This window comes from Comamonas aquatica NBRC 14918, assembly GCF_000739875.1.
Classification (GTDB): domain Bacteria; phylum Pseudomonadota; class Gammaproteobacteria; order Burkholderiales; family Burkholderiaceae_C; genus Comamonas; species Comamonas aquatica.
The window spans coordinates 133,152-148,713 of sequence record NZ_BBJR01000035.1; the positions used below are offsets into that span (position 1 = coordinate 133,152).

At 65.2% G+C, this 15,562-nt stretch carries 12 protein-coding genes and 1 tRNA gene; 12 read left to right on the top strand and 1 reads right to left on the bottom strand.

The window, feature by feature from the left end; all coding sequences use genetic code 11:
* Window positions 1-207: 207 nt before the first annotated feature.
* The 8 genes from CA2_RS06565 to otnI all read left to right on the top strand — a co-directional run bounded on the left by CA2_RS06565 (window position 208) and on the right by otnI (window position 10,637).
* Window positions 208-1,695 (top strand): nucleobase:cation symporter-2 family protein, encoded by a 1,488-nt coding sequence (locus tag CA2_RS06565; protein WP_042414226.1) that lies wholly within the window; start codon window positions 208-210, stop codon window positions 1,693-1,695.
* A gap of 198 nt (window positions 1,696-1,893) precedes the next feature.
* Complete coding sequence (locus CA2_RS06570) at window positions 1,894-4,191, top strand: NADP-dependent malic enzyme (protein WP_042414145.1); 2,298 nt, start codon at window positions 1,894-1,896, stop codon at window positions 4,189-4,191.
* Window positions 4,192-4,512: 321 nt separating this feature from the next.
* On the top strand, window positions 4,513-5,280 hold the full coding sequence (locus tag CA2_RS06575; RefSeq protein ID WP_042414148.1) for a FadR/GntR family transcriptional regulator: 768 nt from the start codon (window positions 4,513-4,515) through the stop codon (window positions 5,278-5,280).
* A gap of 154 nt (window positions 5,281-5,434) precedes the next feature.
* Window positions 5,435-6,799: a GntP family transporter gene (locus CA2_RS06580; RefSeq protein ID WP_042414151.1), complete on the top strand. Its 1,365-nt coding sequence runs from the start codon at window positions 5,435-5,437 to the stop codon at window positions 6,797-6,799.
* Window positions 6,800-6,884: 85 nt separating this feature from the next.
* Window positions 6,885-7,796 carry an L-threonate dehydrogenase gene (gene ltnD, locus CA2_RS06585; RefSeq protein ID WP_042414155.1) on the top strand — a complete coding sequence of 304 codons (912 nt, stop codon included), beginning with the start codon at window positions 6,885-6,887 and terminating at the stop codon, window positions 7,794-7,796.
* Window positions 7,793-9,070: a 3-oxo-tetronate kinase gene (gene otnK / locus CA2_RS06590; RefSeq protein WP_042414159.1), complete on the top strand. Its 1,278-nt coding sequence runs from the start codon at window positions 7,793-7,795 to the stop codon at window positions 9,068-9,070. The genes ltnD and otnK overlap by 4 nt, the downstream gene beginning before the upstream one ends.
* Window positions 9,071-9,099: 29 nt before the next feature.
* Window positions 9,100-9,777: a class II aldolase/adducin family protein gene (locus tag CA2_RS06595; protein ID WP_042414228.1), complete on the top strand. Its 678-nt coding sequence runs from the start codon at window positions 9,100-9,102 to the stop codon at window positions 9,775-9,777.
* A gap of 59 nt (window positions 9,778-9,836) precedes the next feature.
* Window positions 9,837-10,637 carry a 2-oxo-tetronate isomerase gene (gene otnI, locus CA2_RS06600; protein ID WP_042414162.1) on the top strand — a complete coding sequence of 267 codons (801 nt, stop codon included), beginning with the start codon at window positions 9,837-9,839 and terminating at the stop codon, window positions 10,635-10,637.
* Between the two features lie 235 nt (window positions 10,638-10,872).
* On the opposite strand, the gene CA2_RS06605 is transcribed toward otnI, so the two are convergent.
* Entirely contained in the window at window positions 10,873-11,526 is a 654-nt protein-coding gene (locus tag CA2_RS06605) for a flavin reductase family protein (RefSeq protein ID WP_042414165.1), read from the bottom strand.
* Between the two features lie 134 nt (window positions 11,527-11,660).
* Between CA2_RS06605 and CA2_RS06610 the strand changes: the two genes are divergently transcribed.
* The 4 genes from CA2_RS06610 (at window position 11,661) to CA2_RS06625 (ending at window position 14,850) form a co-directional block, all read left to right on the top strand.
* On the top strand, window positions 11,661-12,689 hold the full coding sequence (locus CA2_RS06610; RefSeq protein WP_042414168.1) for an ABC transporter substrate-binding protein: 1,029 nt from the start codon (window positions 11,661-11,663) through the stop codon (window positions 12,687-12,689).
* Between the two features lie 174 nt (window positions 12,690-12,863).
* Entirely contained in the window at window positions 12,864-13,229 is a 366-nt protein-coding gene (locus CA2_RS06615) for a cupin domain-containing protein (protein ID WP_042414171.1), read from the top strand.
* A 340-nt stretch (window positions 13,230-13,569) separates the two neighbouring features.
* Window positions 13,570-14,508: a Bug family tripartite tricarboxylate transporter substrate binding protein gene (locus CA2_RS06620; protein WP_225890558.1), complete on the top strand. Its 939-nt coding sequence runs from the start codon at window positions 13,570-13,572 to the stop codon at window positions 14,506-14,508.
* A gap of 252 nt (window positions 14,509-14,760) precedes the next feature.
* Window positions 14,761-14,850, top strand: a tRNA-Ser gene (locus CA2_RS06625).
* Window positions 14,851-15,562: the final 712 nt, after the last annotated feature.

Sequence of the window (15,562 nt, forward strand, 5' to 3'; positions counted from 1 at the left end):
AAAGCCCTTTTGTGTTTCAAAACACAAACCGGACACGGCGCACGGGCATGCACCAGCAAGGGGCAAACCCCTAGGAAATCAGGCCTCCACCCGGGATTTCTAGAGGTCCTAATCCATCCTGTTTTGTATACACTTTTTGTATGGATGACTGCATGCAAGCCATGCAGCACAACCACACCACCCTACAAGGACTCCAAGGAAGACCCCATGCAGACCACTGTGCATCCTGTCGATGAAAAGCTCCCTCTAGGCCGTGTGACGGCGCTGGGCCTGCAGCATGTGCTGGTGATGTACGCCGGCGCAGTCGCCGTGCCGCTCATCGTCGGCCGGGCGCTGAACCTGCCACCCGAACAGGTGGCCATGCTGATCTCGGCCGACCTCTTCGTCTGCGGCCTGGTGACGCTGATCCAGGCCATGGGCTGCACGCAGTGGTTCGGCATCAAGCTGCCGGTGATGATGGGCGTGACCTTTGCCGCCGTCGGCCCCATGGTGTCCATGGCGCAGAGCACCGGTGGCCATGCCGGGGCCGGCCTGATCTTCGGCTCGGTGATCGGCGCCGGCGTGGTCTCCATCCTGATCGCACCGGTGGTCAGCCGCCTGCTGCGTTTCTTTCCGCCCGTGGTCACCGGCACCATCATCACCGTGATCGGCATCAGCCTGATGCGCGTGGGCATCAACTGGATCTTCGGCAACCCCGTGGGGCCCACCGCCCCGTCCGTGCCCAACCCCGAACACCTGAAATGGCTGACCGAGGCCCAGGCCATGGCTGGCGCACCAGGCACCTCGCTGCCGCCGGTGCCCAAGGGCTTTGCCGTGGTGCCCACCATCCCCAACCCCAAGTACGCCGACCTGACCGGGGTCGGGATCTCGGCCGTCGTGCTGCTGACCATCCTGTTTGTGGCCCGCTTCGGCAAAGGCTTTCTGGCCAACATCTCGGTGCTGCTGGGGATTGTGGTGGGTGGCGTGATCACCGCCGCCATGGGTCTGATGGACTTCCACAAGGTGGCGAATGCCCAGTGGTTCAACCTGGTGCTACCCTTCGAGATCGCTGCCCCGGTGTTCGATCCGGTGCTGATCCTGACCATGACCCTGGTGATGGTGGTGGTGATGATCGAGTCCACCGGCATGTTCCTGGCCCTGTCCGACATGACCGGCAAGCCCATCAACCAGGATGAGCTGACGCGCGGCCTGCGCACGGACGGCCTGGGCACGCTGATCGGCGGCATCTTCAACACCTTCCCCTACACCAGCTTCTCGCAGAACGTGGGCCTGGTCGCGGTCACCGGGGTCAAGAGCCGCTGGGTCTGCGTGGCAGGCGGGGCCATCCTGATCCTGCTGGGCCTGCTGCCCAAGATGGCCATGCTGATCGAGTCCCTGCCCACCGTGGTGCTGGGCGGTGCCGGCTTGGTGATGTTTGGCATGGTCGCCGCCACCGGCATCCGCATCCTGTCGACGGTGGACTTCATCCGCAACCGCAACAACGCCATGATCGTGGCGGTCTCGATCGGCGTCGGCATGATTCCGCTGGTGGCGCCCAATTTCCGCCAGTGGATGCCCCATGCCATCCACCCACTGATCGAATCCGGTATCCTTCTGGCCTCGATCGCCGCCGTGCTCCTGAATGTGTTTTTCAACGGAGCGCGTGGCGATACCCAAGCTGTTATCAATGCCGCACGCCAGGCCGACGCGCACTGACCCAGTCTGCCTTCGCCCGTAGCCCGGACATCCCCGGGCCCCACGACGCCCCCTGCCCACGCCGCAGGGGGTTTGCGCCTTGAGCTACGCTTATTGCAGCGCACAAACCGTTCATCTATTGGAAAGACCCGACCTAGGGTAAGCTCTAGGTCAGCAAGCCCTCAGGCTTGATCTGCCAGATTCACGAGATATTTTTGTATGACGCAAACCCTGTCCACCGCTGAACAAGCCCTGCGCGATGCTGCGCGTGAGTACCACGCAAGCCCCAACAAGGGCAAGATTTCGGTGACCCCCACCAAGCCACTGTCCAACCAGCGCGACCTGTCGCTGGCCTACTCGCCCGGCGTGGCCTACCCCTGCCTGGACATCCAGGCCGATCCCTCCAAGGCTTTTGACTACACCGCCCGCGGCAACCTGGTCGGCGTGATCACCAACGGCACGGCCGTGCTGGGCCTGGGCGACATCGGCCCCCTGGCTGGCAAGCCCGTGATGGAAGGCAAAGGCTGCCTGTTCAAGAAGTTCGCCGGTGTGGATGTGTTCGACATCGAACTGGCCGAACGCGATCCCGACAAGCTGATCGAGATCATTGCCTCGCTGGAACCCACGCTGGGCGGCATCAACCTCGAAGACATCAAGGCGCCCGAGTGCTTCTACATCGAGCAGGAGCTCTCCAAGCGCATGAACATTCCCGTGTTCCATGACGACCAGCACGGCACCGCCATCATCTCCAGCGCCGCGCTGCTCAACGGCCTGGAACTGGTGAACAAGCAGATCGACCAGGTCAAGGTCGCCGTCTCCGGCGCCGGCGCCGCGGCGATTGCCTGCGTGAACGTGATGGTGGGCCTGGGCGTGAAGCGCGAGAACGTCTTCATGTGCGACTCCAAGGGCGTGATCTACGAAGGCCGCCCCGGTGGCCTGGACGCCTCCAAGGCCCAGTACGCCCAGAAGACCGACGCCCGCACCCTGGCCGATGCGGTCAACGGTGCCGACGTGTTCCTGGGCTGCTCGGCCCCTGGCGTGCTGACCGCCGAGATGGTCAAGACCATGGCCGACAAGCCCATCATCCTGGCACTGGCCAACCCTGAGCCGGAAATCCGCCCCGAGCTGGCCAAGGCGGTGCGCCCCGACTGCATCATCGCCACCGGCCGTTCGGACTATCCGAACCAGGTGAACAACGTGCTGTGCTTCCCCTACATCTTCCGTGGCGCGCTGGACTGCGGCGCCACCAAGATCACGGAAAGCATGAAGCTGGCCTGCGTGCGCGAAATCGCCGCCCTGGCCAAGCAGGACGTGAGCGACGAAGTGGCCGCCGCCTACCAGGGCAAGGAGCTGAAGTTCGGCCCCGACTACCTGATCCCCACGCCCTTCGACACGCGCCTGATCCTGCGCATTGCCCCCGCCGTGGCCCAGGCCGCCGCCGAATCCGGCGTGGCCACCCGCCCCATCGAGGACATTGCCGCCTACCGCGAAAGCCTGACCCGCTTCGTCTACCAGACCAGCATGTTCATGCGCCCCGTGTTTGCCGCCGCCAAGGCCAAGCTGCAGCGCGTGGCCTATGCCGAAGGTGAAGACGAGCGCGTGCTGCGCGCCGTGCAAGTGGCCGTGGAAGAAGGCCTGGCCAAGCCCATCCTGATCGGCCGCCCCGCCGTGATCGAGGCGCGCATTGCCAAGGCCGGTCTGCGCCTGCAGCCCGGTGTGGACGTGGAAATCTGCAACCCTGAGGACGATCCCCGCTTCCGCCAGTACTGGGAGGCCTACCACCAGCTGATGGGCCGTGACGGCGTGACGCCCGAGACCGCCAAGTCGGCCGTGCGTCGCTCCAACACCCTGATCGCCGCGCTGATGGTCAAGCTGGGCGATGCCGACGCCATGCTGTCGGGCCTGGTCGGCCGTTTCGACCGCCACCTGGACCACATCGAGACCGTGCTGGGCCACAAGGCCGGCGCCGACCGCCTGGCCACCGTGAACGCCGTGATGCTGGAAGACCGCACCCTGTTCATCGCGGACACCTACATCAACGAAGACCCCACGGCCGAAGAGCTGGCCCAGATCGCCAAGATGGCGGCCGACGAAGTGGCCCGCTTTGGCATTCCTCCCAAGGTGGCCTTCCTGTCGCACTCCAACTACGGCTCCTCCAGCCGCAAGTCGGCGCTGAAGATGCGCGCGGCGCGCAACCTGTTTGCCGCCGCCAACCCCGGCATCGAATGCGACGGTGAAATGCACGGCGACGCCGCGCTGGACGCCAAGGTGCGCGAGCGCACGCTGCTGGACAGCAGCCTGTCCGGTGAAGCCAATGTGCTGATCTGCCCCAACCTGGACGCCGCGAACATCCTGTTCAACGTGCTCAAGACCACCTCCGGCCACGGCACCACCATCGGCCCCGTGCTGATGGGCGCTGCCGCCTCAGCCCACGTGCTGACGCCTTCGTCCACCGTGCGCCGCGTGGTCAACATGACCGCCCTGGCCGCCGCCCAGGCGATTGCCCGCAAGGCCTGATCGCCCCGCTCCCGGCACCAGCCCTTGGCCCTGTGGCCAAGGGCTTTTTTCATGGCTGCTTCACTTTTGAAAGCAGCTTGCGCTTGTGCTGCAATTGATTGATTGCTTAATCATTGCAAAATCCTTTTCCAATGAGCGCAAAATGCTCTTTTTATTGAAGCACAATCCATTCGCTCCGCCCCATGCGGCCCGCCCGCGCTGAACCGAAGTGCGCCACTGTGCCATCCCCGCCACCCTGATAAAGCACGTGCCCCTTGGGGTACAGTAACTGCAACTTCTGCCCGCAGGCGGCCCTGACCGCCCTGATACACACCCCACCGCATGTCAGTGTCCTTTGAGCCCGTCAAGGCCGGTACGTCGCTTGCCGATCAAGTGGCCCAATCCCTCGAATCCAGCATTCGGCAGGGCCAGCTGCGCCCGGGCGACCGCCTGCCCACCGAAGTGGCCATGGTCGCGCAGTTTGGCGTCAGCCGCACCGTGGTGCGCGAGGCGATCTCGCGCCTGAAATCCAGCGGCCTGGTGGAATCCAAGCAAGGCAGCGGCGTCTACGTGCAGGCGGCCCGCATCGAGCCCCTGGACCTGGACAAGACCCAGGCCGCCTCGCAGGAGGCAGTGATCCAGATCGTCGAGGTGCGCCGGGCCCTGGAGGCCGAGGTGGCCGAACTGGCCGCAGCGCGCCGCAACCCCGAGGACCTCCGCCGCATCCACGCGGCCGTGCAGGCCCTGGCCGATGCGGTGCAGCAGGGCCGCGACGGGGTCAGCGAGGACGTAGCCTTCCACCGCGCCATCGCCCAGGCGGCGCGCAACCCCTTTCTGCTCAACACCCTGGACTACCTGTCCCAGATCCTGGCTGGCGCCACGCGCGTGACCCGGGCCAATGAAGCGCGGCGCACCGATTTCTCCACCGCCGTGACGCAGGAGCATGCTGGCATCGTGCAAGCCATCGAGGCCGGCGACCCCGCCGCGGCCCGCGCCGCCGCCACCGCGCACATGAACAACGCCATTTCCCGCATCCGCCAGGCCGATCCCGCCTTCTGGGCGCAGGATGGCCGCCGCCTGGCCCAGGTGCTGCTGCCGGACGCGCGGTAAAACGGCGCGCCGGCGCAACACCCCACACGCGGTCGTCAGGCATACGCAGTTTCCCGGGGGTCCTTGGCGCAAAAAATTTGTATGATGACAATATAAGCAGGCAAAGCAGCGGTGCTGCGCGCCTCCCTGATTACAAACTTCGAGACACATTTCCATGTCCACCCTTGCCCTCCTGAGCATTGCCGGGGGCAGCATCGCGCTGCTGCTCGTCCTGATCATCCGCCTGCAAGTCCACGCCTTCGTAGCGCTGATGCTGGTCAGCCTGCTGGTGGCCCTGGCCACCAACATCCCCGTGGCCGAAATCATTCCCACCCTGATCGCCGGCATGGGCGGCACCCTGGGCTCAGTGGCCATCCTGGTGGCGCTGGGCGCCATGCTGGGCCGCATGATCGAGGTGTCTGGCGGCGCCAACACCCTGGCACAGCGCTTCACCCAGATCCTGGGCCCGCGCCGCGTGCCGGCCGCCCTGACGGCCGCAGCCCTGGTGCTGTCCATCCCCGTGTTCTTCGACGTGGGCTTCATCATCCTGATCCCCATCATTTACGGCTTCTGCAAGGCCGCGGGCGTCAACCCCGTCAAGTACGGCCTGCCCGTGGCCGGCATCATGCTGGCCACCCACGTGGTGGTGCCTCCGCACCCTGGCATCGTCGGTGGCGCGGCCGTGCTGTCGGCCGATGTGGGCTGGATCACGCTGATCGGCCTGGCCACCTGCATTCCCCTGGCCTTCCTGGCCCAGTACGTGGGCGGCAAGCTCAACCGCCGCGACTACGCGATGCAGCCCGATGCCGAAGCCCAGTTCCGCCAGTTCGGCACCGACGCCTCGACCACCACCACCTCCAGCAAGCTGCCCAGCGTGGCCGCCGTGATGACGCTGATCCTCGCTCCCCTGGCGCTGATCATGCTGGGCACCACCGGTGCCACCCTGCTGCCCAAGGGCGACAGCCTGCGCAACCTGATGTCGTTCACCGGCGCCCCAGTGTTCGCCCTGATGGTCGCCATCGGCCTGGCCTTTGTGCTGCTGGTGCGCCCCCTGGGCTGGACCCGCACCCGCACCAATGAGGTGATGGAATCGGCCCTGCCTGCGGCGGCGACCGTGATCCTGGTGACCGGCGCCGGCGGCGTGTTTGCCAAGGTGCTGACCGTCAGCGGCATCGGCACTGCCCTGTCCCAGGCGCTGGCCGGCACCGGCCTGCCCCTGATCCTGCTGGGCTTTGTGATCTCCCTGGCGCTGCGCGCCGCCCAAGGCTCGGCCACCGTGGCCATCCTGACCACCTGCGGCCTGCTGGCCGAAAGCATCAACGGCGGTGGCTACAGCGCCCTGCAGGTCGCCATCCTCACGGTGGCCATCGGCTTCGGCGGTCTGGGCCTGTCGCACGTGAACGATTCGGGCTTCTGGATCGTCACCCGCTACCTGGGCCTGAGCGTGGCCGACGGGCTGCGCAGCTGGACGGTGCTGACCACCATCCTGGGGCTGGCCGGCTTCCTGCTGACCTGGTTGATCTGGGTCCTGGCGTCCTGATCCAGCTCTTGTCTTCTTCCACGCCGGGCCTGCCCGGCGTTTGCGTTTGCTTCCGCAACATCCTCTTTCGATTGGAACTTCTCAAATGACTCAGAAAAAAGTCGGCGTCATCGGCCTGGGCGCCATGGGCCTGGGCATTGCCAAAACCCTGCGCAACAACGGCTACAGCGTGCATGTCTGTGACGTGCGCCCCGGCGCGGCCGATGACTTCGCCAAGGATGGCGGCGTGGCCTGTGCCTCGCCGGTCGATCTGGCCGCCCAGGTGGATGTCGTGGTGTCCGTGGTGGTCAACGCCGCCCAGACCGAATCCGTGCTGTTCGGCGAGCACGGCGCCGCTGCCGCCATGCGCGCTGGCAGCACCTTCATCATGTGCTCCACGGTCGACCCCAACTGGTCCATCGCCCTGGAAGCGCGCCTGGCCCAAAGCGGCATCCTGTACGTGGACGGCCCCATCTCCGGCGGCGCTGCCAAGGCCGCTTCGGGCCAGATGACCATGATGACCTCGGCCACGCCCGCCGCCTACGCGGCCGCCGGCGACGTGCTGGACGCCATGGCCGGCAAGGTCTACCGCCTGGGTGACAAGGCCGGCGCGGGCAGCAAGGTCAAGATCATCAACCAGCTGCTGGCCGGCGTGCACATTGCTGCGGCCGCCGAAGCCATGGCCCTGGGCCTGCGTGAAGGCGTGGACGCCGCCGCCATCTACGACGTGATCACCCACAGCGCGGGCAACAGCTGGATGTTCGAGAACCGCATGGCCCATGTGCTGGCGGGCGACTACACACCGTTGTCGGCCGTGGACATCTTCGTCAAAGACCTGGGCCTAGTGCTGGACACCGCCCGCGCCACCAAATTCCCGCTGCCGCTGGCCGCCACCGCGCACCAGATGTTCATGCAGGCCTCCACCGCCGGCTTTGCCAAGGAAGACGACAGCGCCGTGATCAAGATCTTCCCCGGCATCACCCTGCCCCAGGCCGCCAACGACGAAGGCCAGCCATGAGCAGCCCCGCCCGCCTGAAGATCGGCTGCATTGCCGACGATTTCACCGGCGCCACCGACCTGGCCAACAACCTGGTGCGTGCCGGCATGCGCGTGGTGCAGACCATCGGCGTGCCCCAGGCCCCGCTGGACACCGAGGCCGACGCCGTGGTCGTGGCCCTGAAGTCGCGCACCATCCCGGCCAATGAAGCCATTGCCCAGTCGCTGGACGCCCTGCGCTGGCTGCAGGCCCAGGGTGCGCAGCAGCTCTATTTCAAGTACTGCTCCACCTTCGACAGCACGCCCGCCGGCAACATCGGCCCCGTGACCGAGGCACTGATGGGCGCCCTGGGCTGCGACTTCACCATCGCCACCCCGGCCTTCCCGGACAACAAGCGCACGGTGTTCAAGGGCTACCTGTTCGCGGGCGATGTGCTGCTCAACGAAAGCGGCATGCAGAACCACCCGCTGACCCCCATGACCGACCCCAACCTGGTGCGCGTGCTGCAGGCACAGTGCCAGCGCAAGGTGGGCCTGATCGACCACAACGTGGTCGCCCAGGGGGAAGCCGCCATCCGCGCCCGCATCGCGACGCTGAAGGCCGAAGGCGTGCGCATCGCCATCGTGGATGCGGTGTCCAACGCCGACCTGCTGCGCATGGGCCCCGCCCTGTCCGACATGGCCCTGGTCACTGCCGGCTCGGGCGTGGCGATTGCGCTGCCCGCCAACTTCGGCCTGCAGCCCACCGACCAGGCAGCAGCCCTGCCCGCCGCCAGCGGCCTGCAGGCGGTGGTCTCGGGCAGCTGCTCGGTGGCCACCAACCAGCAGGTGCTGCACTTCATCCAGTCCGGCCGTCCGGCCCTGGCCATCGACCCGCTGCGCATCGCTGCCGGCCAGGACGTGCGCGCCGAAGCCCTGGCCTGGGCCCAGGACAAGATCGCCCACGGCCCGGTGCTGATCTACTCCACCGCCGAGCCCGCGGCCGTCAAGTCCATCCAGGGACAACTGGGCGTGGAGCAGGCCGGCGCCATGGTCGAAGAGACCATTGCCGGCATTGCCCGCGGTCTGGTGGAACTGGGCGTGCGCCAGCTGGTCGTGGCCGGCGGTGAGACCTCGGGCGCCTGCGTGCAGGCGCTGGAGATCGAGCAGATGCGCATCGGCGGCCAGATCGACCCCGGCGTGCCATGGTGCCACGCGGCCTCGCCCGCCGCCCCCCAGGGCTTGCATATCACGCTCAAGTCGGGCAACTTCGGAACCCCGGACTTCTTCACCAAGGCCTTCACGGCCCTGGCCTGACCCCGAAAGCCCCCATGCCCACCGACTTTCTGACCGAAGCCCACGCCCGCGCGGAAATCTGCCGCGTGGGGCGCTCGCTGTTCGAGCGCGGCTATGTGCACGCCACGGCCGGCAACATCAGCGTGCGCCTGGCCGATGGCTACCTGATCACGCCCACCGATGCCTGCCTGGGCGCGCTGCAACCCGAACGCCTGGCCAAGCTGGACCTGCAGGGCCAGCAGCTCAGCGGCGACCGGGCCAGCAAGACCATCGTGCTGCACCGCCGCATCTACGAGGCCAGCGCCACCACGGCCGCACCCGCCGGCTGCGTGATCCACACGCACAGCACGCACCTGGTGGCCTGCTCGCTGCAGGCCGGTGCGGCCACGCCGCAGGCCGAGCTGCTGCCCGCCCTGACCCCCTACTTCGTGATGAAGGTCGGGCGCGTGCCGCACATTCCCTACCACCGCCCCGGGGCCCCCGAGGCGGCGCAGGCCGTGGTCGAGGCGATCGCGCGCTATGCCACGGCCGGCAGTCCCATCCGCGCCGTGATGCTGGCACGCCTGGGCCCCAACGTCTGGCACGACAGCCCGGCCGCCGCCATGGCCACGCTGGAAGAGCTGGAAGAAACCGCCCAGCTCTGGCAGCTGTGCCGCCACCAGCCCCTCGCCCCGCTGAGCGAGGCGCAGATCGACGAGCTGCGCCAGACCTTTGGCGCGTCGTGGTGACCCCATCCATTCCTGGTCTGCAGGCCCTGGTGCCCGCAGGCTGAACCCCGAGAGCAACCATGCCCCGTTTTGCTGCCAACCTGTCCATGCTCTACAACGACGTGGACTTCCTCGACCGCTTTGCCGCCGCCGCCCGCGATGGCTTCCAGGCCGTGGAATACCTCTTCCCCTACGCCTACACGCCCGAGCAACTGGCCGCCCTGCTGCGCCAGCACGGCCTGCAGCAGGTGCTGTTCAACGCCCCGCCCGGTGACTGGGACGCGGGCGAGCGCGGCATCGCCTGCCTGCCCGGCCGCGAGGCCGAGTTCCGCGAGGGCATCGCCCGCGCCATCACCTATGCCCAGGCCCTGCAGTGCCCGCGCATCCACGTGATGGCCGGCCTGGTGCCCCAGGATGTCGACCCCGCCACCGTGCGCGCCACCTACGTGGCGAATGTGCGCTACGCCGCCGAGCAGGCCGCCGCCCATGGCATCCATATCCTGCTGGAGCCCATCAACGGCCGCGACATGCCAGGCTTCTTCCTCAGCCGCCAGGACCAGGCCCACGCGCTGGTGGCCGAGATCGGTGCCGCCAACGTCAAGGTTCAGATGGACCTGTACCACTGCCAGATCGTCGAAGGCGACCTGGCCATGAAGATCCGCCAGTACCTGCCCACCGGCAACGTCGGCCACTTCCAGATCGCCGGCGTGCCCGAGCGCCACGAGCCCGATGTGGGCGAGCTCAATTACCCCTACCTGTTCCAGCTGCTGGACACGCTGGGCTACGACGGCTGGATCGGTTGCGAATACAAGCCCGCCCGGGGCACGGCACCGCACGCCACCCGCGACGGCCTGGGCTGGCTGCAGCCCTGGCTGGCCTGAGGCGATCAAGGCGGGGAACCAGCCCCCTGCCGCCACGCCAGGCCGGCACAGTACCGGCCCCGGCGGTGGTCGTTGGCGCGGCTCCACCGCAGCGCCTGCCCATGCACAAAGCCCCGGACCGGACGGTCCGGGGCTTTGTGCATCAACGCTTCAGTATGTGTAGCGGTTTGCGCTCGCCTGGCCATGGTTTCCGATAGAAATCACATGCAATCCCCGCACAGCCAACGCCCGCCGCTCACATTTCATCGATGGCCGTGCTGGCACTGCCGCCCTGCAGCGCGGCCTTGCCTTCGTGGGCCTCGATGGCAAAGCGCTCGCGGCAGGTGACGTAGAAGCTGGCACCAAAGCGGCCCACGGGAAAGTAGTCCTGCAGCTTCACGCGCCACGTCGCCGTGTCCACCAGGCCGTCACGCACCGCCAGCCACTGCACGCGGCCGATGAAGACGTAGCGGCTGTCGGTTTCCATCAACTCGTGCAGCACGCACTCAAAGGCCACAGGCGCCTCGGCAATGCGCGGCACCTGCACGGTCTGCGACGCCGTGGTGTGCAGGCCGGTGTAGGCCAGCTCGCTCTCGGTCACGGGCAGGCGATCCCCACAGCGGTGCATGGCGGCTGCAATCGGTTCATCGGCCAGGTGCACCACGAACTCTTTGGTGCGCAGAATGTGCGCCGCCGTGTCCTTGAGCTGGCCGTCCTGCAGCTTGTTCACGCTGAGCATGACCACCGGCGGGTCCTCGCCCACCATGTTGAACATGCTGAACGGCGCGGCATTCACCGTGCCGTCCTCGGCCAGCGTGGTCACCAGGGCAATCGGGCGCGGCACGATCAGGCTGGCCATGAGCTTGTAGCGCTCGTACGTACCCAGGGTGGAGAAATCGATTTCGGTCATGGAGCTTTCCGTTTCTGTCGCCATGCGGCGACCTGTGCCCGGGATCGCCGCAACTTGCATGCCAATTGTGTATGCAATCCGGGCATTGATCTTGCTCAACCCGTGCTCCTTCCACCCTCTGATTGTGTTGAACCATGCGCAAACGCCAATTCCTGCAGACCGCTGCCGCCGCCTTGCTGGCCACCTCGGCCCTGACCAGCGCCCACGCACAGGCCACGCCCTTGAAGTTCCAGCTCGACTGGCGTTTCGAAGGCCCGGCCGCCCTGTTCGTGCACCCGGAGCAAAAGGGCTACTTCAAGGAAGTCGGCCTGGATGTGAACGTGGAAGCCGCCAGCGGCGCCGGCGCCATCCAGCGCGTGGCCTCGGGCACGCACGACCTGGGCTTTGCCGACCTGGCCGCGCTGATGGAATTCCACGCCAACAACCCGGACGCGCCCATCAAACCCGTGGCCATCATGGTGATCTACAACACCACGCCGGCCTCGGTCATGGCGCTGAAGAAATCCGGCATCACCAAGGCCGCCGATCTGACCGGCAAGAAGCTGGGCGCGCCCATCTTTGATGCCGGCCGCCGCACCTTCCCCCTGTTTGCGCAGGCCAACGGCGTGGGCGAGGTGCAGTGGACCACCATGGACCCGCCGCTGCGCGAAACCATGCTGGTGCGCGGTGATCTGGATGCCGTGACCGGCTACACCTTCACCAGCCTGCTGAACCTGGAGGCGCGCGGCGTCAAGCGCGAGGACGTGGTGGTCCTGCCCTATGCCACGCACGGCGTGCAGCTGTACGGCAACGTCATCATCGCCAGCCCCAAGCTGATTGCCGAAAAGCCCGAGGCCGTGCGCGCCTTCCTCAAGGCCTTCGCCAAGGGGGCCAAGGAAGGCATCGCCCACCCCGAGGCGGCCATCGCCTCCATGAAGGCCAAGGACGGCCTGGTCAACGTGCCCCAGGAAGTCAAGCGCCTGAAGCTGACCATCGAAACCGCCATCGACAGCGAAGGCGCGCGCAAGGAAGGCTTTGGCCAGCTCAACCCCGCACGCCTGCAGCTGATGGCCGAACAGGTCGCCAAGGCCTACGCCACCAAGCGCCCCATCCCCGTCCAGGCCGTGTGGAACGGCAGCTTCCTGCCCAGCGCGGCAGAATTGGACGTGCTGCCCAAACGCTGAGCGGCTCGCCCGGCAGCCATCGTGTGTGACAGGGCCTGCGGCAACGCAGGCCTTTTTGCATGCCTTCAAAATCAGAGCATGCCACGCTCGCCAACGCTGGGTTTTCAGCACGAATCCGCACCAAACCTTTTCACTGCCTGCGCCACACGCTCCTTTTTTCAATAGCACGCCACCATGACCACCCCAGCCACCCTTGTCCGCATCGAAACCCGCGACCTGCGCCAGGCCACGCCCGGTCGGCCCAGCCGCCCCATCCACGGCGACACCACCTACTTGACGCTGGAGAGCTTCAGCGCGCAGCACGGCCAGCTCAGCAGCGGCGTCTGGGAGGCCACGGCCGGCGCCTTCCGCTCCCATTGCGCGGGCTACGTCGAGTTCTGCCACATCGTCGAAGGCAGCTGCCGCGTGGTCGATCCGGACGGCACCCCACACAGCTTCGCGGCCGGGGACAGCTTCGTGCTGCCCGAAGGTTTTGCTGGCCACTGGGAGGTGGACGAGCGCGTGAAAAAGGTGTTCTTCATCGCCCGAACCACCGGTTGATACCGCCCCGTGACCCAGCGACCGGATCCCCGCGGTGGAAAAAATCCTTATAAATCATGCTGCAGCGCAACATTTTTTACATTACAAAACACAAAACCGTCGTCTGAAAAATCCAAGGATTTCTACGTAATATCCACATCCGATATTTGCAATTAGCCACAAGACGGGCCTGTCTTCTACAAGACTGCGGGTTAGCATGTACGGGTTAAATCTGATTCACAAACGTGCAAATGCACTGTTTTGGGTCACCCCCGTGATCACGATGGGGCGCCAACCTCACGCGCCCGGCTTACAAGGAGTGGATATGTTCAGAAGAACCGTTTTGGCTGCGACCGCCGCAATGACCGTTGTCGCAGGGCTGCCTGCCGTGGCCCACGCCAAAGACGCATGGCCCGTCAAGACCATCACCCTGGTGCAGCCCTACGCACCCGGCGGCACCAGCGACATGCTGGCCCGCATCGTGGCCCTGGAACTGGAAAAGCGCATCCAAGCCAGCGTCATCGTGGAAAGCAAGCCCGGTGCCAACGGCAACATCGCTACGGCCTACGTCAGCCGCGCCAAGCCCGATGGCGGCACCTTCCTGGTCGGCTCCAGCAGCCCCGTGGTGATCTCGCCCTCGCTGTACAAGAGCGTGCCCTACAACCCCCGCACCGACCTGACGCCCATCACCCCGATCGCCAAGGCGCCTTTCCTGCTGGTCACCGGTGCCACCTCCGGCATCAACAGCGTGGACGAGCTGGTCGCCCAGATCAAGCAGGACAAGCTGAACTTCGGCTCCGCCGGTGCCGGCTCGCCCCAGCACATGATCGCGGAAATGTTCCACATGCAGATCAAGGCCAAGTCGCCCCACATCCCCTACAAGGGCTCGGCACCGCTGATCATTGCGCTGATGGCCAACGAAGTGCAGTACGGCATCGACAACCCCGTGCCCCTCAAGCCCCAGATCGACGGTGGCAAGCTCAAGGCCCTGGCCATCACCAGCAAGCACGCCTCGCCCAAGTTCCCCGGCGTCAAGAGCCTGCACGAGCTGGGCTACACCAACTTTGACGTGGAACCCTGGTACGGCATGATCGGCTCCAAGAACCTGCCCAAGGAACTGGCCGAACGCATGAACGGCTATGTGCGTGACATCCTGGCCCAGGACAGCGTGAAGAAGAAGATCTCCGACCTGGGCGCCGAAGCCTATGGCCTGAGCACCGCGGAGTTCACCGCCCTGGTCGACGCCGACATCAAGAAGTGGGGCGACGCCGTCAAGGCCTCCGGCGCGACCGCCGACTAAGCCCTCACCGGCCCCCTGCCAACGCCTTCCTTGCGAAGGCGTTTTTTTATGCGCGCTCGCATTAAAGTAGCTGCTGGCGCATGCAGCCATTGAGGCGTGCAGATGAAACCTCTGCAACGCCAGTAGCAACAGGCGTGCAACGCTCTCCAATCAGGAGCATCCACATCCTGCCAACACCCCGACAGACGCTCGACCATGACGCGCCACATCACCGTGGCAGGCACCAATCCATGTGTAAAATAGCCACCATACGGAGGTTTGGGTGAGTGGTTTAAACCAGCAGTCTTGAAAACTGCCGAAGGAGTGATCCTTCCGTGAGTTCGAATCTCACAGCCTCCGCCACCTTCATAATGAAATCAGCAACTTACAATAGTTTTTGATTTCTGTACCACATAAGGTACCACTTAAAACAAAGGCTGCACCCTCACAGGTGCAGCCTTTTTTCTTTAGAACGTACTCAAAGTCTTCGAAGCAGGAAGCCATGTGCTATTGCACAAATCGAAGTCAAGACCAGTCTCCCAACATCAAAGCACGCCGATACCACGACTACCGACCGAAGGCGGCCCAAGCGCACAAGCATAAGCTGCACCAATACAGCAACCCAGCGCGTACTCATACCCACGCCTGCTGCAAGCTTGTGCTTTATGACGGCAGTAGCTTCGCCACTAGGTTGCATTTGAGTGCTTGACCATCTCGAACCCCTACTGTTTTCCCCCAGCTCGTTCGACCTCTATCGCAGCACCAACTATGTTGGTATATGGCCATGCTTCGATGTGCGGCAAGACTATTTACGCACAGAGTTCACACCTGCACCATTGCAGCACCTTGATACACATACCACCAGCTTGCTGCAACGCCAAACATGTAGCCTGTCACCTGGCGCAAGCAGCAGATGCTTTTTTCAGCAACCAATCATCCGGGATCCGACATCCAAGAAGCACTTCACTCTGGGAACATCATTTTTTTTCTTTCCTCAAAGAACGACTCCAACTTCAACTCCTTGCGGTGACTTATTATCAGGTTTATCACATCAGACCTACTTATTCCGGCGTTG